At 71.6% G+C, this 19865-nt stretch carries 20 protein-coding genes and 1 pseudogene; 14 read left to right on the forward strand and 7 right to left on the reverse strand.

From position 1 onward, the window contains the following. Positions 1-328: 328 nt before the first annotated feature. Complete coding sequence (locus tag AB0M26_RS13990; RefSeq protein ID WP_365259582.1) at positions 329-1117, reverse strand: CDP-alcohol phosphatidyltransferase family protein; 789 nt, start codon at positions 1115-1117, stop codon at positions 329-331. Between the two features lie 110 nt (positions 1118-1227). Here AB0M26_RS13990 and AB0M26_RS13995 point away from each other — a divergent pair, with 110 nt between their 5' ends. The 5 genes from AB0M26_RS13995 (at position 1228) to AB0M26_RS14015 (ending at position 5720) form a co-directional block, all read left to right on the forward strand. Next, positions 1228-2220 (forward strand): zinc-binding alcohol dehydrogenase, encoded by a 993-nt coding sequence (locus AB0M26_RS13995; RefSeq protein ID WP_365259585.1) that lies wholly within the window; start codon positions 1228-1230, stop codon positions 2218-2220. 122 nt (positions 2221-2342) lie between these two features. After that, a complete protein-coding gene (locus AB0M26_RS14000) occupies positions 2343-2741 on the forward strand; it encodes a 6-carboxytetrahydropterin synthase (protein ID WP_365259588.1) in 399 nt (132 codons plus the stop codon). Beyond that, complete coding sequence (locus tag AB0M26_RS14005; RefSeq protein WP_365259591.1) at positions 2738-3859, forward strand: glycosyltransferase family 4 protein; 1122 nt, start codon at positions 2738-2740, stop codon at positions 3857-3859. Before AB0M26_RS14000 ends, AB0M26_RS14005 begins: the two co-directional genes overlap by 4 nt. Then, positions 3856-4722, forward strand: coding sequence for a class I SAM-dependent methyltransferase (locus tag AB0M26_RS14010; RefSeq protein WP_365259594.1), 867 nt, complete (start codon positions 3856-3858; stop codon positions 4720-4722). The genes AB0M26_RS14005 and AB0M26_RS14010 overlap by 4 nt, the downstream gene beginning before the upstream one ends. Further along, positions 4719-5720: a lysylphosphatidylglycerol synthase transmembrane domain-containing protein gene (locus AB0M26_RS14015; protein ID WP_365259597.1), complete on the forward strand. Its 1002-nt coding sequence runs from the start codon at positions 4719-4721 to the stop codon at positions 5718-5720. Before AB0M26_RS14010 ends, AB0M26_RS14015 begins: the two co-directional genes overlap by 4 nt. 99 nt (positions 5721-5819) lie before the next feature. On the opposite strand, the pseudogene AB0M26_RS14020 reads toward AB0M26_RS14015, so the two are convergent. Both AB0M26_RS14020 and AB0M26_RS14025 read right to left on the reverse strand, forming a co-directional pair. After that, positions 5820-6608, reverse strand: a pseudogene (locus tag AB0M26_RS14020) (RibD family protein); the annotation flags it as partial. Then, positions 6605-7390, reverse strand: a complete 786-nt coding sequence (locus AB0M26_RS14025) for a creatininase family protein (protein WP_365259600.1) — start codon at positions 7388-7390, stop codon at positions 6605-6607. The pseudogene AB0M26_RS14020 and the gene AB0M26_RS14025, both read right to left, overlap by 4 nt. A 224-nt stretch (positions 7391-7614) precedes the next feature. Here AB0M26_RS14025 and ribA point away from each other — a divergent pair, with 224 nt between their 5' ends. After that, positions 7615-8265 carry a GTP cyclohydrolase II gene (gene ribA, locus AB0M26_RS14030; RefSeq protein WP_365259603.1) on the forward strand — a complete coding sequence of 217 codons (651 nt, stop codon included), beginning with the start codon at positions 7615-7617 and terminating at the stop codon, positions 8263-8265. A gap of 335 nt (positions 8266-8600) precedes the next feature. Continuing rightward, positions 8601-9227, forward strand: a complete 627-nt coding sequence (locus tag AB0M26_RS14035) for a flavin reductase family protein (protein ID WP_365259606.1) — start codon at positions 8601-8603, stop codon at positions 9225-9227. A 208-nt stretch (positions 9228-9435) separates the two neighbouring features. Here AB0M26_RS14035 and AB0M26_RS14040 read toward each other — a convergent pair whose 3' ends face one another. Both AB0M26_RS14040 and AB0M26_RS14045 read right to left on the reverse strand, forming a co-directional pair. Continuing rightward, positions 9436-10308 carry an undecaprenyl-diphosphate phosphatase gene (locus tag AB0M26_RS14040; RefSeq protein ID WP_365259609.1) on the reverse strand — a complete coding sequence of 291 codons (873 nt, stop codon included), beginning with the start codon at positions 10306-10308 and terminating at the stop codon, positions 9436-9438. 144 nt (positions 10309-10452) lie between these two features. Beyond that, positions 10453-11247, reverse strand: coding sequence for a TVP38/TMEM64 family protein (locus AB0M26_RS14045; RefSeq protein WP_365259612.1), 795 nt, complete (start codon positions 11245-11247; stop codon positions 10453-10455). A gap of 247 nt (positions 11248-11494) precedes the next feature. Here AB0M26_RS14045 and AB0M26_RS14050 point away from each other — a divergent pair, with 247 nt between their 5' ends. From AB0M26_RS14050 to AB0M26_RS14065, 4 genes are all read left to right on the forward strand, one after another. Beyond that, positions 11495-12190 (forward strand): DNA alkylation repair protein, encoded by a 696-nt coding sequence (locus tag AB0M26_RS14050; protein WP_365259811.1) that lies wholly within the window; start codon positions 11495-11497, stop codon positions 12188-12190. 81 nt (positions 12191-12271) lie between these two features. Then, positions 12272-12601: a hypothetical protein gene (locus AB0M26_RS14055; RefSeq protein ID WP_365259615.1), complete on the forward strand. Its 330-nt coding sequence runs from the start codon at positions 12272-12274 to the stop codon at positions 12599-12601. A gap of 91 nt (positions 12602-12692) precedes the next feature. Then, positions 12693-13865 carry an elongation factor Tu gene (gene tuf, locus AB0M26_RS14060; protein WP_365259617.1) on the forward strand — a complete coding sequence of 391 codons (1173 nt, stop codon included), beginning with the start codon at positions 12693-12695 and terminating at the stop codon, positions 13863-13865. Between the two features lie 550 nt (positions 13866-14415). Next, complete coding sequence (locus tag AB0M26_RS14065) at positions 14416-15258, forward strand: patatin-like phospholipase family protein (protein WP_365259620.1); 843 nt, start codon at positions 14416-14418, stop codon at positions 15256-15258. A gap of 27 nt (positions 15259-15285) precedes the next feature. Here the strand turns inward: AB0M26_RS14065 and AB0M26_RS14070 are convergent, their stop codons facing one another. Continuing rightward, on the reverse strand, positions 15286-16389 hold the full coding sequence (locus tag AB0M26_RS14070; protein WP_365259623.1) for a WYL domain-containing protein: 1104 nt from the start codon (positions 16387-16389) through the stop codon (positions 15286-15288). A gap of 106 nt (positions 16390-16495) precedes the next feature. Here AB0M26_RS14070 and AB0M26_RS14075 point away from each other — a divergent pair, with 106 nt between their 5' ends. From AB0M26_RS14075 to AB0M26_RS14085, 3 genes are all read left to right on the forward strand, one after another. Then, complete coding sequence (locus tag AB0M26_RS14075) at positions 16496-16906, forward strand: DUF3224 domain-containing protein (RefSeq protein ID WP_365259626.1); 411 nt, start codon at positions 16496-16498, stop codon at positions 16904-16906. 38 nt (positions 16907-16944) lie between these two features. Continuing rightward, complete coding sequence (locus AB0M26_RS14080; protein WP_365259629.1) at positions 16945-17361, forward strand: DUF6157 family protein; 417 nt, start codon at positions 16945-16947, stop codon at positions 17359-17361. A gap of 141 nt (positions 17362-17502) precedes the next feature. Then, positions 17503-18360: a fused MFS/spermidine synthase gene (locus tag AB0M26_RS14085; RefSeq protein ID WP_365259632.1), complete on the forward strand. Its 858-nt coding sequence runs from the start codon at positions 17503-17505 to the stop codon at positions 18358-18360. Between the two features lie 408 nt (positions 18361-18768). On the opposite strand, the gene AB0M26_RS14090 is transcribed toward AB0M26_RS14085, so the two are convergent. After that, positions 18769-19797, reverse strand: coding sequence for a hypothetical protein (locus AB0M26_RS14090; protein ID WP_365259635.1), 1029 nt, complete (start codon positions 19795-19797; stop codon positions 18769-18771). Positions 19798-19865: the final 68 nt, after the last annotated feature.

The following is a 19865-nucleotide window of genomic DNA, read 5'->3' on the forward strand; positions in this document are numbered from 1 at the left end:
GGGTGACGGGTATCAACTGCGCCGAACGAGTGCCCCGTTCGGCCATGTCGATCACCGTGTCAAAGCGCACCTGAAGCCCACCTGAAGCTGTTTCACAGGGTGAGACGGGCCGGGGCGGGAGCAGGGAGGAGTAGACGGGCGTTAGGGGCGTTGGGGGCGGTCGGGATGCCGGCGCGCCCGGACGCAAACGACGAGGCACCCCCGGCAAACACCGGGGATGCCTCGTCACCGGAACGTGATCGATGCGCGGGGTGGTGCGGGGCCGTTCATGCGACCGGGGCACCGAACTCCGGCTCGTGTCAGGGGCGTCGCAAACGACAGGCCGTCATCAGGCGGCGCTGCGGCCCACGATGACGGACTCGCGCCCTTTCGCGCCCTCGACCACCGTGAGCGCGACCGTACGCACCTCCCGCGCCCGCCACAGCCACAGGACGTCGCGCCCGAAGGACCAGACGAGCGAGGCCAGCGCGAGAGCCACGGTCGCGAACGCCACCGCGTACGGCAGGAGTTCGCTTCCCGCCACGACCAGGACGATGCCCTGCGTCGCCGCCACGGTCTTGCGCGCCCTGCTCGGTGGCAGCGCCCCGCGCATCCAGGGCAGCACGCGGGCCGCCGCGACGAACGCGTAGCGCATCATGCCGATCGCCAGCACCCACGGTCCGAGCGAGAAGGAGTCATGGAAGCTGAGCACGAGGATCAGAAAGGCGTCGACCTCCATGTCGAAGCGGGCTCCGAGCCGGGACGACGTCCCGGTGCGCCGGGCCACCTGCCCGTCGACCGCGTCGAGGATCAGGGCCACCGTGGCGAGCGCCACCAGGACGGTGACGGGCGGGCGCCCTCCGAGGGAGTCGGCGACCAGAGCGGCAACACCCCCCGCGAGGGTCGCCCTGGCCAGCGTGACGTGATTGGCCGGCCCGAAGGACCGGGTTCCTGAACGACGCAGGGCGAGGGTGAGCACCACCCAGGTGGCGACCGCGAAAACGGAGCCGGTCAGCCATCCGACAGGCCCCAGGCCGACCGCAAGCCAGAGCAGAGCCAGGAGCAGTAGCTGAGCACCTATCCCCGCGGTCGTTTCCTGCCGGAACGGCCGGGTTTCGTACCCGCCGTATACGGCCATTGCGCCTCCTCCGGCTGTGTGACAAGTCGATCAGTGCCGCGTACCGTACCTGCGGACTTCGTGACTACTAACAACGTGAACCGTCGCCCCAGCGTTCAAGGAGGCTGCCGATGAATCGCGCCGCCCGCGCCTTCTGGCTCCGCTCTCCCGGACACGGGGAGATCCGGACGGTCGACCTTCCCAGCCCCGGCGCCGGTGACGTCGTGGTGCGCACCCTCTGCTCGGGAGTGAGCCGCGGGACGGAGACGCTGGTCTTCCGCGGCGGGGTGCCCGAGAGCCAGTACGGCACCATGCGGGCGCCGTTCCAGGACGGCGACTTCCCCGCCCCCGTCAAGTACGGGTATCTCAACGTCGGGGTGGTCGAGGAAGGGCCCGGAGAGCTCCTCGGCCGTACGGTCTTCTGCCTCTACCCGCATCAGACGCGGTACGTCGTCCCCGCGAGCGCCGTGACCCCGGTGCCGGACGCCGTCCCCGCAGAGCGCGCCGTGCTGGCCGGAACGGTGGAGACCGCGGTGAACGCCCTCTGGGACGCGGCGCCCATGATCGGCGACCGCGTCGCCGTGATCGGAGCCGGAATGGTCGGCGCGAGCGTCGCGGCGCTGCTGGCCGGGTTCCCCGCCGTCCGTGTGCAACTGGTCGACGCCAACCCCGCCCGGGCGGCGCTGGCCGAGGCGCTGGGCGTCGACTTCGCACTGCCCGAGGACGCGGCGGACGGGTGCGACCTCGTCGTCCACGCCAGCGCGACCGAAGCCGGGCTCGCGCGCGCCCTGGAACTCCTCGATCCGGAGGGCACGGTCCTCGAGCTGAGCTGGTACGGGGACCGGAAAGTCGCCCTTCCGCTGGGCGAGGCCTTCCACTCCCGCCGTCTCGTCGTACGCAGCAGCCAGGTCGGCACCGTCTCCCCGGCCCGCGCGTCCCGGCGCACCTACGCGGACCGGCTCGCGCTCTCCCTCGACCTGCTCGCGGACCCCGCCTTCGACGCACTGATCACCGGCGAGTGCGCCTTCGAGGAGCTGCCGCAGGTGATGCCCCGTCTGGCCTCCGGCGACCTCCCCGCGCTGTGCCACCGAGTCCGGTACGGAACCGGCCCGGAATCGGGCTGAGCAGATCTCCGCTCCGGCCCGTACCCATGGGCACGAGAAGCGAGCTCGGACCGGGACACGGGCCCGGCCCGCACCGTACGCCCCTGCCGGGGCGTTCTCCGCACAACCTGGAGGGTCATCCGTTGTTCAGCGTCACCGTCCGCGATCACATCATGGTCGCTCACAGCTTCCGCGGCGAGGTCTTCGGGCCCGCGCAGCGCCTGCACGGCGCGACCTTCCTCGTGGACGCCACGTTCCGACGGGCCGAACTGGACGCGGACAACATCGTCGTCGACATCGGGCTGGCCTCCCAGGCGCTGAACGGCATCACGGCGGAGCTGAACTACTGCAATCTGGACGACGACCCGGACTTCGCGGGCATCAACACCTCCACCGAATTCCTGGCCAAGGTCATCGCCGACCGTCTGGCCGACCGCATCCACGCCGGCGCGCTCGGCGAGGGCGCCCGCGGTCTGGACGGCCTCACCGTCACCCTCCACGAGTCCCATATCGCCTGGGCCGGTTACGAGCGCTCGCTGTGAAGCCCGCCGACGCCACCCCGACGACCGTGCCCACGGTGCACGTCGTCCTGCCCGGTGACGTCGACGACCCGACGGCGCCCAGCGGCGGCAACACCTATGACCGCCGCGTGTGCCTGGAACTGCCCCGCGCCGGCTGGCGCGTCCACGAGCACCCGGTGCCAGGGACGTGGCCCCAGCCCGGAGCTGCCGCCCGCGCCAAGCTGGCCCGGATCCTCAGCGGGCTGGCGGACGGCAGCGTCGTTCTCCTGGACGGGCTCGTGGCCTGCGCCGTCCCCGACATCGTCGTCCCAGAAGCGGCCCGGTTGCGCCTGGTGGTGCTACTGCACCTGCCGCTCGGCGACGAAACGGGACTGGCCCCCGCCACCGCCGCGGACCTCGACGCCCGCGAGCGCAGGACCCTGCAGGCGGCGTCGGCCGTCGTGGCGACCAGCGCCTGGGCCGCCCGCCGGCTCGTCGCGCACCACGGGCTCGCCCCGGGCCGGGTGCACGTCGCCGCCCCGGGCGCCGACCCCGCACCCAAGGCCCTCGGCACCGACGGCGCGTCGCGCCTGCTCTGCGTCGCATCGGTCACGCCGCGCAAAGGACAGCACAGGCTGGTCGGCGCGCTGGCGACGGTCGCCGACCTGCCGTGGACGTGCATTTGCGTCGGGGGACTGGGCCAGGACCCCGCGTACGTCGTCCGACTGCGCGCCCTGATCGCGGAGTTCGGGCTCGCGGACCGGGTGCGGCTCGTCGGCCCGCAGACCGGTGAGGAGCTGGAGGCCAGCTACGCCGCGGCCGACCTCCTGGTGCTCACCTCGTACGCCGAGACATACGGCATGGTCGTCACGGAGGCCCTCGCACGCGGGATCCCCGTCCTCGCCACGGCCGTGGACGGCCTCCCGGAGGCGGTCGGGCGCGCGCCGGACGGAAGCGTACCGGGCCTCCTCGTACCGCCGGGTGATCTCCAGGCCCTCGGCACCGGGTTGCGGCGCTGGCTCGAGGAGCCCGATCTGCGCGGGCAGTTGAAGGTCTCGGCGCGCCGGCGGCGGACCACGTTGGAAGGGTGGGACATGACGTCGCGCAATCTCGCCGCCGTGCTGGAGCGGCTTCCGCAGGCCCCCCGGAGGTCGGCATGACGAAGACCGAAGTACCGCCGTACGCCCCGGAGTGGCTGGAGTTGCGGGAGGGCGCGGACGCCGCCGCCCGCGCGAGCGAACTCCTGGCCCCGCTGCGCCGGCATCTGGCCGCGCTGCCGCGCTGGGAGCCGGGCGCCGGACTGGTGATCCGCGATCTGGGCTGCGGCACCGGCTCCATGGGACGCTGGCTCGCCCCCCGGCTGCCCGGCCCTCAGCGCTGGGTGCTGCACGATCGCGACCCCGGTCTGCTGGCGCACGCCGTGGCCCGGATGCCCGCCGCTGCCTTCGACGGCAGCCGCGTCACGGTCACCGCACGCCACGGCGACATCGCCCGGCTGTCCACGGACGACCTCTCCGGCACCGCGCTGGTGACGGCCTCGGCTCTGCTGGACGTGCTCACCCCCGACGAGGTGGACGGCCTCGTGGCGGCCTGCGCCGGTGCCGGCTGCCCCGCGCTGCTCGCGCTTTCGGTCGTCGGACGTGTCGAGCTGACCCCGGCCGATCCGCTCGACGCGGAGATCACCGAGGCGTTCAACGCCCACCAGCGGCGCAGCGATCACACCCGCCGGCTGCTCGGCCCGGACGCCGTCGCCGTGGCGTCCGACGCTTTCGCCCGGCACGGCATGGACGTACAGGTGCACAGCAGCCACTGGCGGCTGGGCGCCGACCAGTCCGCGCTGACCGCGGAGTGGCTGCGGGGCTGGGTGGACGCGGCCCGCGAGCAGCGTCCGGATCTCGACGCGTCGGCCTCCGCCTACCTGCAGCGCCGCCTTGCGGCGTGCGACGCGGGCGGGCTGCGCGTGGTGGTGCACCACAGCGATCTCCTCGCCCTGCCCCGCCGGACGCCCGGGGGGCCGCGATGATGCGTGCGGCCTGGGCGAGGATACGGATCCTCGTCGGCGTGGGGATTCTCGTCGTCCTGCTCTGGCGGCTGGGCAGCGACGCGTTCGTCGACGGGCTCCGCAGGATCGACGCCGCGGCGCTCCTTGCCGCGCTCGCGCTCGGCGTGATCACCACGGTGTTCAGCGCCTGGCGCTGGTGCCTGGTGGCCCGCGGGCTGGGGCTGCGGCTCCCGCTCGGCCAGGCCGTCGCCGACTACTACCGCTCCCTGTTCCTGAACGCGGCGCTGCCCGGCGGAATCCTCGGCGATGTGCACCGCGCCGTACGGCACGGGCAGGACGCCGGTGATGTCGGACGCGGAGTACGGGCGGTGGTCCTGGAGCGGACCGCGGGCCAGGTGGTGCTGATCGGCGTCGGCGTCGCGGTGCTGTTCGCCTCTCCGTCACCGGCCCTGCATGATGTGAGGTCTCTGGTCGCCCCGGGTGCGGTCCTGGCGTTCGCGGTGGCGGCCGCGATCGTGGTCGCGGCCGCCGTGGGCCTCCGGCTGGCGCCCGGTGCGTCCCGCGTCCGCCGTGCGGTCGGCTCCGCTCTGGTTGAGTCCCGCGAGGGGCTGTTCGGCCGGGAGAGCCTGCCCGGCGTGGCGGTCTCGTCGGCCGCCGTGCTCGCCGGGCACCTCGCCACGTTCCTGCTCGCCGCGCGGGTCGCCGGATCCGCCGCGCCCGCGGTCGAGTTGCTGCCCCTGATGGTGCTGGCGCTGCTCGCCATGGCCCTGCCGCTGAACGTCGGCGGCTGGGGGCCGCGGGAGGGTGTCACCGCGTGGGCCTTCGGCGCCGCGGGTCTAGGCGCGACCCAGGGGCTGACGGTCGCCGTGGTGTACGGCGTGCTCACCTTCGTCGCGAGCCTGCCCGGCGCCGGGGTGCTCGCCGGCCGGTGGCTCGCCGGACTCCGGCCGCAGCGGCCGGAGTTCGAGTTCGAAGAGCGTGTCCTCGCCGAGAGCGGAGCGGCGCACCGCGGGGCGTAGGGCTTCCCGCATCACCGGGGTGCCGTCGAAACGGAGTCCCGGGATGCCGTCGCCGATGAGGACCGGAGCGACAGTGACGTAGAGACGGTGGAGGGCCTGTTCATGGAGAAAGCGCGAGACCGTGACACCGCCGCCCTCGACGAGCAGGCGGCCGAGGCCGCGCCGGGCCAGGGTGTCGACCAGGCGCCGGGGGGCGAACGCCGCACGGTCCGGCAGCGGCAAAATGTCCACACCATCCGGAACGTTCAGTTTTCTACCTCTGCTCGGTCGGGTACGCCCGGGGCCGGCATGGTCCGGGTCCGAACGGTCCGGGCCGGCATGGTCCCGGCCCGAACGGTCCGGGCCGGCATGGTCCCGGCCCGAACGGTCCGGGCCGGCATGGTCCGGACCCACCACCCACAGCGTCGGTGCGGCCCCGTCGGTGAAGACCTGGCGATCCAGCGGTACGCGGCCGTGCGGGTCGAGGACGACGCGGACCGGATTGGTCCCAGCGCAGGCGCGCACGGTGAGCCGGGGGTCGTCGGCGACGGCGGTACCCGCTCCGACCACGACCGCATCGACCAGGGCGCGCAGGCGGTGGAGGTGGCAGCGGTCCTCCTCGCCGGTGACGAAGTCGGCGTCGCCGTTACGGGTGGCGATGAAACCGTCGAGACTCTGCCCGAGTTGGGCGAAGGCCAGGCGCGGTCCCCCCAGACACAGCGACGCATAGCGATCTGCCAGCGCGTCCGCTTCCGGGGAGGCGTCGCCGTCCCAACGCCAGGTGCCGTCCGTGTCCCGGACCAGCCCGGCGGCCCGGGCCTGGACCGCCGTCCGTATGCCGAGCAGCCGGTCCCAGGCTTCGGCCGCCTCGAGTGGATCGTTGCGATGCGGCGCGCTGCCGGTGGTCATCGGTTCACCTCGGGGTGGTCGGGGCGCGCGGAACCGGTGCCGGCCCCGGAGAGAAGGGAGTAGTACTCACCGAAGGATTCCGCAAGGCTCGCCAGAAGTTCTTTTCCCTTTTCCGCCGACGCCTTCGAGGGTCGGCCGATGACACCCGACTCCGTATAGGCGGCCATACCGAGCGTGAGCAGATGCCTGCGATCGTCGGCGAGACAATCCGCCGTTTCATATCCCGGACGAACGAGTTCGGGATGGGCATGAAGGAGGATGGACGTCTCGAGTTCCCCGGCATGCATATCGCTGAACGATGAAGTCTCCACACCGGCGCGTGAGCGTGCGGCATCCCAGTCCACCGAACCCGGGAAAAGCGCCATGCGGGTGCCCCTGCCCGCGGATTCCTGAACCGCGTTGCGTAGTACGTAGTTTCCGCCGTGTCCGTTCACCAGAATCAGGGACGCGACGCCGGAACGGCGGAGCGAGTCCGCGATATCCCGTACGACGGCGAGGAGCGTCGCGGCGGAAATGGAGACCGTGCCGGGCCAGTCGGCGTGCTCGTGCGAACAGGAGAGGGTGAGCGGAGGGAGGTGGTGGACCGGGTACGCCGCTGCGATCTCCCGGGCAATGGTGCAGGCCACGACCGTGTCCGTGACCAGTGGGAGAAATGCCCCATGTTGCTCGAAACTGCCGATGGGCAGCACGGCGACACGGGCTCTCCGGTCCCTCACCTCCTCGGTCGTGCTCGGCGGCAACAGACTCCCGGAAGCCGCCCCGTGCGTTTCCGAACCGCTCATGCCATTCCGGCCTTTCGCTCCTCGATACGTGTATGCGGCCGCCATCCGGCCCGAATGCGGCGTGCAAACGGACTTTCCGAGCCGGTACCCGCAAGAGCAGAGTACGCGGCATCGGTGATCCCTCCCAAGGGGCGAACGCGACGAACTCCGCAACTTGTTGAAGTGTTGCCACTTCATTCTTCATACAGGTCCCGCGCGGCGCGCATTAGGGGTAGCATCTCGGCATGACAGCAATGGATGTCGTGACCGACCCAGGCCCAGGTCCATCAGGTGTCGTTCGCGTGGTAAATGTCCGACTGCCCACCGTGCACGGCGATTTCCGCGCAATCGGCTACCTGGACCGCGACGGCGGCGAGGAACAAGTGGCGCTGGTATACGGCGATGTCGCGGGAGAGCGCACGCTGACCCGCCTGCATTCCGAGTGCCTGACCGGGGACGCCTTCGGGTCCATGCATTGCGATTGCGGAGATCAACTGTCGGCGGCGCTCCGCGCCATCGCGGCCGAGGGAAGCGGCGTTCTCGTCTACCTCCGCGGCCACGAGGGCCGGGGCATCGGGTTGCTGGCCAAGCTGCAGGCGATGAAGCTCCAGACGGAGGGGCTGGACACAGTCGAGGCGAACCTCGCCCTCGGCTTCCCCGTCGACGCCCGGGACTACCGCGTGGCTGCGGACATCCTGCACGACTTGGACGTGGACTCCGTACGGCTGATGTCCAACAACCCGTGCAAGCGGGAGGCGCTTTTGCGGCACGGCATCAAGGTCGCCGAGCAAGTCCCCTTGCTCATGCCGCCGCACGAGGAGAACATCCGCTATCTGCGGACCAAGCGGGAGCGCCTCGACCACTACCTGCCGCACCTCAATGCGGCGGGGGAATAGGCAGCGATCCCCCAGGCTCCCGCCGCCAGGACGCGAACTCCCTTGGCCCGTCCGGGCGTTGACCCGCGCGGGTGGCTGCGTCCGGCCCCGGCCGGCCGCAGCCGTTCCCGTGGCGGCGCGCCGGGCCGCCGGAACGGTCCGGAGCCGAGGCACCTGCCCGGCACCGCCGGATGCCGACAGCCGCGCTGCACCCTGACCCGTACGGCAGGCACGCCGATCCTCGGACCTCAGCCGAACCGGTCCGGCTCCCGCATCGCGGATCATGGACCGAGACCGTGCGGATCACGGGTTCCGCGTCCCCGGCGTCCTGAATGCGGTCATGGATACTGGAAGCCATGCGCATCGATCTGGACCCCGCGGCCATGGACAGGAACTCCTTCTACAAGCTCCTGACTTCCGTGGTCGTCCCTCGCCCCATCGCGTGGGTCTCCACCGTCTCGCGGGACGCCTCCACCCCGAACCTCGCACCGCACTCGTTCTTCACCATCGCCTGCGTGGCACCACCCGTCGTGCAGTTCACCTCCGTCGGACGGAAGGACACGCTGCGCAACGTCGAGGACACCGGGGAGTTCGTGGTGAATCTCGCGCCCGAGCCGCTCTTCGAGAAGATCAACGCCACCGCCACCGACTTCCCGCCAGGCATCAGCGAGTTCGAGGCCGTCGGTGTGGAGACCGAGCCGAGCCTGCGGGTGAAGCCGCCGCGCGTCGCCGACTCGCCCGTCGCTCTGGAGTGCGCACTGCACAGCACACTGTGCCTCGGTGACTCCACGGTCGTCATGGGGCGCGTCCTGCACGCCGCCGTCTCGGAGGACGTGATGGACGGGCGCCACCCGGAGATCACCAAGCTGCGTCCGCTGTCCCGGCTCGGCAAGGACGAGTGGGGCGCGCCCGGCGATGTGCTCGAGATCTCCCGCATCCGCTACGCGGACTGGGAACTCCCCAGCCGCGGGGACGCGGACTGAAGGAGCGCCGCCCGGGAGCAGCCGTACGCACGACGTCCGGGAGCAGTCGTACGCACGACGTCCGGGAGCAGCCGTACGCACGACTTCCGCGGTGCACGCGAGAAAGAACCCGCCGTACGCATGTCGTGCGTCGCGCACACAGCGTCCACGGTGCGCGCGCTCGGCGCGTGCTCCGTGGACGTGTGTCCGTAAGGGGTGAGAGGCCGCCTCAGCCTGCGGAGGCCGCGGCCCGTGGGTCCAGCACTCCGCTCGCGACCAGCACGAAGAGGGCGATGCCCAGCAGGATCCGGTAGATCACGAAGGGCATGAAGCTCTTGGTCGTGATGAACCGCATGAACCAGGCGATCACCGCGTAGCCCACCGCGAACGCCACCAGGGTCGCGAAGATCGTCGGCCCCCACGAGACGTGCCCCTCGCCGGCGTCCTTGAGTTCGTACGCGCCGGAGGCCAGAACGGCCGGGATCGCCAGCAGGAACGAGTAGCGGGCCGCGGCCTCGCGCGTGTAGCCCATCAGCAGACCGCCGCTGATCGTCGCCCCCGACCGGGAGACGCCGGGGATCAGCGCCATGGCTTGACATACGCCGTAAATCAGGCCATCCCGGACGCCGAGTTCGGCGAGCGTCTTGCGCTCCCGTACGGCACGGTGCTTGGCGCCCTGCTCGTCCCGTGCGGCCAGCCGGTCCGCAACACCCAGCACGACGCCCATCACGATCAGCGTGGTGGCGATGAGCCGCAGATCCCGGAACGGACCCTCGATCTGGTCCTTGAGGGTCACGCCCAGCACCCCGATGGGGATCGAGCCGACGATCACCAGCCAGCCCATCTTGGCGTCATGGTCGCCGCGCATCTCCTTGTTGAGCAGCGACTTCGACCAGGCACTGATGATCCGCGCGATGTCCTTGCGGAAGTAGATCAGTACGGCGGTCTCCGTGCCGATCTGGGTGATCGCCGTGAAGGCGGCGCCGGGGTCGTGCCAGTCCGCGAACGCCGCGGTCAGCCGCAGATGGGCGCTGGAGGAGATCGGCAGGAACTCGGTCAGCCCCTGGACGAGCCCGAGGATGAATGATTCGAACCATGTCATGACGGGGTGCGCTCGTCCTTGTGATCGTGATCGTCGGGGAGTTCGCGTAGATGCTATGGCCTCCCGGTGGCGGTCATCGCCCCCGGGGTCACCCTTGGCGCCCCAACGGCCTCGACGACTCTGCGCTTCGGGTCACCTCCACCGTCAACCCCGGTGCAGCCGCCCGCGTTTGCACCAGGCGACCGCGGCGCCCGCGATCCCCGTCACGGCGATGAAGCCGGCGGCCGTCAGGAACGCGGGGGAGGCCGGAGTCGCGGCCCGGCTCCCCGCGATCACATATGCGGCCGTGTTCGGTACGCAGCCCAGGCCGGTGGCGGTCAGGAACGGAACCCAGCCCATCCGCGATACGGCGGCGCAGTAGTTGGCCGCGGCGAACGGAACGCCGGGAAACAGCCGGACGGCCAGCATCGAGCGGAAGCCGTGCCTGCTGAGCTGCCGGTCCGCGGCAACCAGCCACCGGGCGCGCAGCAGCGGCCGCAGCGCGTCCTGGCCGAGCAGCCGGCCGAGACCGAACGCAATGCCCGCGCCGGTCACCGTGCCCGCGACGGCGGCGGCCAGCCCGAACTGCGCGCCGAACAGGGCCCCGGCCGCGAGATTGAGGACCGGCCGGGGTACGAGCGCCGCGGTGCACACCCCGTACGCCAGGGCGAACAGCACGACGGCCGCGCCTCCCGGGACGCGCGGCATGCCCTCGGCCAGAATCTGCTGCGGCTCGACGAGGACGAGGGTGGTGGCCGCCGCGGCGAGCAGCGCGAGGAGCAGGACGAGCCGGGCCCACGGCGACAGCAGCGTGCCGCCGGCGCAGCGCGCGGCCGCCCCGGCGGTCGTGACCTGCGGCGGCGATGGGACCACGCCCGCTGTCGCGTGCCGCGGAGGATCAACGGCAGGGTCCGGACCCGGCATCAGGGGGTGCGGGCTCCGGGTGGTCGGGGCTGGCATCCGGGGAGAGTAACCGACGATGTCGGTGGCCCGCCGTATGTTGGGCCACATGCGACGTATCACGGCGGGGCCTGGGGAGCCGCAGAACGCGATGGGACCGGGCGCCCCGGAAGGCCGGGTGGGACCGGGCACTCCGGAGCGACCGCAGGGCCCGGGCGGTCCACCGAGTCAGGGGAGCCCAACGGCTCAGGGGAGCTCGACGGGGAGGGGGAGCTCGACGGGGCAGGGGGACCCAACTGCTCAGGGGATCCCAGAGCTCCCCGAGAGCGACCTCGCGGACACGGTGCTCGCGCGGCTGACCGAGGCCTACGCCTCGGCTGCCGACCCCGTGCGCGCTGTGAGCGCCGCCGCGTACATGAAGAACATTGCCCCGTTCCTCGGCATGCCCACCGCCGAGCGCCGGGCCCTCTCCCGTACCGTCCTCGCCGGTACGCCGCGCCCGGACGAGGCGGACTGCACAGCCATCGCGCTGCGTTGCTGGGAGCTGCCCGAGCGCGAGTACCAGTACTTCGCGGCCGATTACCTTCGCCGCCATGTGAAGCGCTGCTCCTCGCGGTTCCTGCCCGTCGCCCGTCATCTCGTCGTCACCCGGTCCTGGTGGGACACCGTGGACACGCTCGCCGCGCATGTCGTCGGCCCGCTCGTCGCGGCTGATCCCCGGCTCGCGGCAGCAATGGACGCGTGGATCGCCGACGACGACCTCTGGATCGCCCGTACCGCACTCCTGCACCAGCTCCGCTACAAGGAAGCCACCGACACCGAGCGGCTCTTCGGCTACTGCCTGCGCCAGGCCGGTCATCCCGACTTCTTCATCCGCAAGGCCATCGGCTGGGCGCTGCGGGAGTACGCCAAGACCGACCCCGACGCGGTCCGTTCATTCGTCGAGTCCGCCCGGGAGCGGCTGGCGCCCCTCTCGGTCCGTGAGGCGCTGAAGAACATCTGAGACGCCGAAGAACATCTGACGCCGAAGACCGTCCGAGGACCGCATGGCGCGTACGTAACCGCATGGCGCGCACGTAAGCGCATGGCGTACGTCGCTCACGGCACCAAGGAGCGCTCCGCACAAATTCGTTGGCGGTGCGGCCGACCGGCCGCGATCATTGGCGGCATGTTCCGGCACGCCTTCCTCGCGCTTCCGTCCGCAGTCGCGGACGCGCCGAAGGCTGCCCTCGCCTCGTCGGCGACCACTCCCTCGGCCATCACGTTGTTTGCATCCCGGGCCCTCGCCACTGCCGCCGTCGCCGCCGTGGCCGCATGTGCTGCGGCCGATTGCGCTGTGGCCGCTGCCACGGCAGCCGCCGCGGTGGGCGTGAACGCCGTCGTCCCGGCGCCCCTCGGCGGCGCCCGAAGCTGACCCTTCCCGGACAGTCCGGCGGACCCCGCAGGGGGAGGGTCGGCCAGTTCTCGGGGTCCCGCTCACGCTGCTCACTTCCGAGGAAGAAGCCATGTCCAAGCAGGCATATGTGCGCACCAAGCCGCACCTGAACATCGGCACCATGGGCCATGTCGACCACGGGAAGACCACGTTGACCGCCGCGATCACCAAGGTTCTCAGCGCCCGCGGCTCCGGGACGTTCGTGCCGTTCGACCGGATCGACCGGGCGCCCGAGGAGGCGGCGCGCGGCATCACCATCAACATCGCCCACGTCGAGTACGAGACGGGCACCCGGCACTATGCGCACGTCGACATGCCGGGTCATGCCGACTACATCAAGAACATGGTCACCGGCGCAGCCCAGCTCGACGGCGCGATCCTCGTCGTCTCCGCGCTCGACGGCGTCATGCCGCAGACCGCCGAACACGTCCTCCTGGCCCGGCAGGTCGGCGTCGAGCACATCGTCGTCGCCCTCAACAAGGCCGACGCCGGTGACCCCGAGCTGACCGACCTGGTCGAGCTGGAGGTACGGGAGCTGCTGTCGGCGCACGGCTACGACGGCGACCACGTGCCCGTCGTACGCGTCTCCGGGCTGCGGGCGCTGGAGGGCGATGCGCGCTGGACCAGTGCCGTGGAGGCGCTGCTGGACGCGGTCGACACCTACGTGCCGACACCGGAGCGCTACACCGACGCGCCGTTCCTGCTGCCGGTCGAGAACGTGCTGACGATCACCGGGCGCGGCACCGTCGTCACCGGGGCGGTCGAGCGGGGGCACGTGCGGGTCGGCGACCACGTCGCCGTCCTCGGAGCCGACGTCGAGACCGTCGTCACCGGACTCGAGACCTTCGGCAGGCCGATGGAGTCCGCTGAGGCGGGCGACAATGTGGCGCTGCTGCTGCGTGGTGTGCAGCGCGACGCGGTGCGGCGGGGCCACGTCGTCGCGGAACCGGGAAGTGTCGAACCACGGCGGCGGTTCACGGCGGAGGTGTACGTACTGTCGGCGGCCGAAGGCGGCAGGAGCACTCCCGTCGCCACGGGCTACCGACCGCAGTTCTACATCCGTACGGCTGACGTGGTCGGCGACGTCGACCTCGGCGAGGCCGCGGTCGTCCGGCCCGGGGACACCGTCACGATGACGGTGGAACTGGGCCGGGAGGTGCCCCTCGAGGCGGGCCTCGGCTTCGCGATCCGTGAGGGCGGGCGCACGGTGGGGGCGGGCACGGTGCACACCCTCCTGGACTGACGCGAGTAACCCGGGCCCCCGGCGGCGCACCGACGCCGGGGGCCCGGCGCGTCCGCCTGGCCGCGGCGGTCCCGACGGGGGCACCGACCGGGACGTGCACGCTCCACCTGCATGCAAGGGGATGTCGCCATGGTCGGACCCCCAATGCCGTACCGCTCCTGCCCGATGTGGCGCGAACGCGACGCGGGCTACCGGACGGCGGTCGCCGGTGCCATGCTGCGCGGGACGGGGAGGTGCACCGCGCCGAACCCCGGCACGAGCACGAGCCGGGACGAGGACAGGAACACACGAGGACTGGAAAACGTACGAGGCCCGAACGCGCGAGGACAGGAACGTACGAGGACTGGAAAACGTACGAGGCCCGAACGCGCGAGCCCCGAACGCCTGAGGACAGGAACGCGCGAGGCGCAGAGCGCACGAGGGCCGGAGCCCGCGAGGACTGTGCCGACGAGGGCCCGAGGGCAGGAACGCACGACGAGCGGCGCCACGGGTCCACGGAAACCCCGGGGGTGGCCGGTCCGGCAGAGGCGGCCAGCGGAAGGAGCGGTACGTGGCGACGACGGCACTCGTGCTCGGCGGCGGTGGAATCACCGGCGTCGGCTGGGAGATCGGCATGCTCACCGGACTCGCCGCGTCCGGAGTGGATGTGAGCACGGCGGACACGGTGATCGGTACATCGGCCGGTTCCGTCGTCGGTGCCCAGCTGACCTCCGGCCGCCTCGCCCTGGAGGAGCTGTACGAGCGCCAACTCGCCGACGCCACGGGTGAGATCGCGGCGCGCATGGGGCGTATGACGATCGCCCGGTACGCCCTTGGCGCCCTCCGGTCCCGCGACGGCGCGGAGTTCGGCGCCCGTATGGGCCGTCTGGCCCTGGCCGCCAGGACGCCCGACGAGGCCGAGCGGCGTGCGGTCATCGAGCAGCGGCTCGTCGCGCACGAGTGGCCCGGCCGCCGCTTGCTGATCACGGCGGTGAACGCGGCCACGGGGGAGTTCGCGGCCTTCGACGGCTCCAGGGGTGTGGGCCTCGTCGATGCCGTGGCGGCCAGTTGCGCCGTGCCAGGGGTGTGGCCGCCGGTCACCATCGACGGTGGCCGCTGGATCGACGGCGGCGTGCGGTCGGCCGCCAACGCCGACCTCGCCTCCGGGCACGAGCGCGTGGTGATCCTGGCACCCATGACCCAGGGCGGTGGCCCGGTGCCGAGCGCCCGTGCGCAGGCCGCGACGCTCACGGCCGCCGGAGCCCGCGTCGTTCTGCTCGCCCCGGACCGCGTGGCCCGTTCCGCCATCGGCCGCAACCCGCTCGACCCCGCGCGTCGCGCGCCCGCCGCCCGCGCGGGCCGCGCCCAGGCGGCCGCCCATGCGAAGGCGGTGGCAGCGGTGTGGGACGTCTGATCCTCAAGAGAAACGGCTGACGCGAGATCAAGGGACAGTGAATCGCGAGGAGTCCGGAGGTTTGCGGCATCCTGACCGCGGCGGACCGTAGCGGGCGGCCAGTTCGTCAACGGTCCGGGCGACGGCCTCGCGCAGCTCGTGCGGGTGCAGGACCTCGGCGTCCGTACCAAGGCGCAGCAGGTCGCCGACGGCGACGGTCTGCGACTCGACGGGGACCTCGACCTGCACCCAGCCATCGGGATCCGCGGGCCCGGCGTTCGCCAGCGCTCGCGCACCGGGTGCGCCGAACAGCATCGGCAGCAACTGCCCCCCGCGGGGCGAGATGCGCAGCCGCGCCGTACCTTTGAACCGTGCCGCCTCCAGGCGGCGCGTGGCGTCCTCCCAGTGTGCGGCGAGATCGAAGCCGGATGGGCGCTCGAAGCCCGCCTCGGAGCGTTCCACGGAGAGGAAGCGCGCTATCCGATAGGTCCGTACCGGCTCCTCCGATCGCTTCTGACCTCCGCCTTCGGCCCCCGCGCCCTCGGCCGGCCGGTTTTCCCGAGCCTCCTCCGCCGGTGTCGCCCGTGGCCGCGCCCGCGCGACGACGTACCAGATACCGCTCTTGAGCACGATGCCGAGCGGATGCAGCTCCCGGTGCACCTCGCCGCTCCAGCTCCGGTAGTGGACGTGCAGCACTCGCTGGTCCCATACGGCTTGCGCCACGTCCCCCAGATACGGGACGGGTTCGGCGTCCCGGAACCATCCAGGCGCGTCCAGGTGGAAACGGGCCTCGATGCGCCGGGTGCGTTCGGCCGGTCCGGCCGGCAGGGCGGCCTGGAGCTTCAGCCGTGCGGTCGCCAGTACGGCCCCAAGTCCCAGTTCCCGCGCGGGTCCTGGCGTACCGACGAGGAACAGGGCCCCCGCCTCGGCGTCGGTCAGGCCCGTCAGCCGGGTGCGGTAGCCCTCAACCAGGCGGTAGCCGCCGGCCGGCCCGCGGTCGGCGTGGACCGGGACGCCCGACGCGCTGAGGGCCTCGATGTCCCGGTAGACCGTACGGACGGACACCTCGAGTTCGGCGGCCAGCTCGGGAGCGGTCATGTGCCCGCGGTTCTGCAACAGAAGCAGCAGCGAAAGCAGCCGGTCAGCACGCATGGACGATCCTTCTCCGTACCTGACAAGGGATGTCAGGTAGCGAACCTAACGTGATCGGCGGCGCTGCGGACCCCCGTGTGCGCCGACCGACACCGAAAGGGAAACCATGCCGCAGACCACCGGACACTTCGCCTCCGCCGACTGGCAGGAGCGATGCGTCGGGACCGAGGGATCGCACCCCGTCCTCGCCCATGCCTCGGTCACCAACACGTTCTCCGGCGGGATCCGGGCCGCCGGAACCACCTGCGCCTACAGCATCGTCTACGTGGCCGAGGCGACCGGCACCTTCTCCGGCATGCAGGTCCTGAGCGGAAGTCTCGACGGGCGCACGGGCACCTTCGCCCTCGAGGAACGCGGCTCGTTCGGCGCCGACGGCACGCTGCGCTGCACCTTCGACGTCGTACCGGGGTCGGGCACCGCTGAGCTGGCCGGGCTCCGCGGAAGCGGCGGCTTCACCGCTCGGCAGGGCGAGACATCCGTTCCGTTCGCCTTCTCCTACCACTACGACAGGGACTGACCGGGCGGCGAACCGTCCCCGACCGAGAGCGCGCACACATGAACTACTACGACACCTTGATCGCCGTGGCGGACGACTGCCCCGTCACGACCAGCGCCGTACCGCCGCTGCGCGGCGGCAGGAAGACCGTCGCCGTGCTGCAGTACGAGATGATCGCGGATCCGACGGAACGCCTCACGCAGGAAGACGTACTGTTCCTGTCCTGGCTCCGGCGGCAGCCCCGGGCCGATGAGATCACGGACGCGGAGAGAGCGTCCCTGCGGGCGGAGTTCTTCTCCAGGGACCAGCCCTGTCTGCGAACGTCCCCGCTCCCCAAGGCGTACGGGTTCGGCCTGCTCTTCGACACCGGAGGGCTGGTGTCGCTCTGCCCCGTGGAGTCCGCGGAGTATCAGCGCATCGTCGCAGGTGAAGGCGGTGTCAGGGTCGTCAGGGCCATGCGCTCGGCGCGCCGTTGATCCGGCGCACCGTCCGGTGAGGCGGGCGGTGGGGACGGCCGGTGCCGATCGCCTACGCCCCGCCCGGTCCGGCCGATGTCCGAGGGCCGAAGGCCGCACGTGACCAGGCGCTGCCACGCGCTCCCCGGGGACAATGGAGCCGTGGACGAGCCGATTCCCGTGATGCGCGAGGTGGATACCGGGACCGCCAAGCTGATGCCCGATGTCGACCGGAGCCGGGCCTGGCTGCTCACGGTCGACGACGCTCCCCAGTCCTACGTCGATCTGGACGATCCCGCGCACCTGGAGTTCGAGTACGCGCAGCGGATCGCCCATGTGCTCGACGCCGTGCTCGGCAGGGCGCCCGTCCGCGAGGGCGCGGCAGGCGTCGTCCACCTCGGCGGTGGCGCGCTCACCATGCCCCGCTATGTGGCGGCCGCTCGTCCCGGCACACGGCAGACGGTGATCGAGGCCGACCGTGCGCTGCTCGAACTCGTCGCTGACGTCCTTCCGTTGCGACCAGAGAGCGGGATCGAGCTCCGCGGTGCGGACGCCCGGCAGTGGCTGGAGAGCGCCCGGCCGCATCAGGCGGACGTGCTCATCGCCGATGTCTTCGGCGGCTCGCGCGTCCCCGCCCACCTCACCTCGGTCGAGTACGCCCGTCTGGCGGCCCGTGTCCTCCGTCCGGACGGCGTCTACGTGGCGAACGTCGCCGATGCCGCCCCCTTCACCTTTCTGGGGTCCCAACTCGCCACCCTGGCAGTGGTCTTCGGCCGTCTCGCGCTGATCGCCGAACCCGCCGTGCTCCGGGGGCGGCGCTTCGGCAACACCGTACTGATCGCCTCGGACGCCGAGCTGCCGGTTCCGGAGCTGGCCCGCCGGGCTGCCGCGGATCCCTTCCCGGCGCGCGTGGAGCACGGCACCGCACTGGACCGCCTGATGGCCCGGTCCCGTCCGGTCCACGACGCGGATGCGGTCCCCTCACCGGAGCCGCCGGACGGCGCGTTCAGCATCGGCTGAAGCCTCTCCCCCTGAGCCCCGCCTCATCGGCCTTGCGCCGCGCCTCATCGGCCCGGACCGAGGCCGCGCAGGCTCCGTTCCGGGCCGCCCTTCGCGCAGGCGGACCCGGCGTCCCCCGCCGCAGATGCCGTACGTCCGGAACCGCCACCACTGCGGACGTCAGCAGGACGATCTGCTGACGGCCGCCGCCGTGATCACCGGCCTCGGGGCGCTCGGGGCCATGATCGCGGGGTGTTCGCGGTACTCCGGAGCGGGGGCGACGGAACCGGACGACCGGTTTTGGCTCCCTGCTGCTTCGGGCGCAGCGGCGCCGAACGCAGCGGCCCCGCGCGGGTTGCCCCGGGGACGCAGCCGGTACGCGTACGGCACCGTGGGCCCGCCTGGGGACGGGGAGCGGCAAGGAGCGGCTCAGGAGGCGGTCTTGAGCGGGCGCAGCGAATTCATGATCTTCTTGATCGTCGCATCCGGGATCTCGTCCTTGACCCCCTTGGCCGCGTAGAGGGACCAGATCGCCAGGTCCCCGTTCCGGGCCTTGTAGGCGACTGTGAAGGACTTGCCGTCGGACGAGCACTTGTCGGTCTTCTTCACGCCCGTGACCGTCGCGGAGGAGGAGAAGCCGGTGAGCCCGTGCTCGCTGGAGAACGGCTTGGCCTTGGTGACCTTGCGCGTGCCCGTCTCGTTCTGGTCGTACCCGGCGTAGACCCACATCTCGGCTGCGTCCTGCGCGGCGTTGGCCGTACTTCTCGCCCCTTGCGCGCCCTTGGTCCCTGCCGCGGCCAGAGCGGTGTCGGAGTCGTAGCCGCTCTCGGTCTTGACGGTGCACCACTTCCTGTCGGCGAAGGCGGGCGCGGACATGACGATGAGCGCCCGGGGGAAGTCGGACTTGTCCTTGGAGTCCTCGAAACCGATGGAGGTCCCCTGGGACTCCACCGACCACTCCGGAGGTACGTCGAAAGCGTTCTGCCGCTTGGCGTTGACCACGGTCTTCCAGCCCGGGACGACCGGCTCGACCTCCGTGTCGCCGCCCGCACGGGGGTTGTCCAGCTCACCCTCGTCGGACGGCTCCTCTCCGGGCGACTTCCCGTCCGACGGTGCGCTGCCGGCGGGCTTTCCGCCCTTCTTCGCGTCATCGGTCCTCGCGTCGTCGCCCCCGAGGACGACGACCCCGGTGATGACGGCGGCGGCCACCACGGCGGCGGCGGTGAGGATCGCGATCGTCGCGAACTGCTTGTTCCGGCCGCCCTGGGGCGGCTGCGGCGGGCCGGGGGGTACGCCCTGGTTCCACTGCGGTGCCGGATTCTGCTGATACGGATTCGGCTGCTGGTACCCGGGCTGCTGGTAGGGGTTCGATTGGTGGTATCCCGGCTGCTGATATGGATTCGCGTGCGGGTCCTGCGGGTTCTGCTCGCCCCCGGGCGGCTGCTGTCCTGGCCACATGGCCCGTAACAATAGAAGGGGCTGCGCATCCCCTGCCACGGGCCCCTCCACAGCTTTGCTACTCACTG

It is taken from the genome of Streptomyces sp. NPDC051776, from assembly GCF_040681345.1.
Taxonomy (GTDB): domain Bacteria; phylum Actinomycetota; class Actinomycetes; order Streptomycetales; family Streptomycetaceae; genus Streptomyces.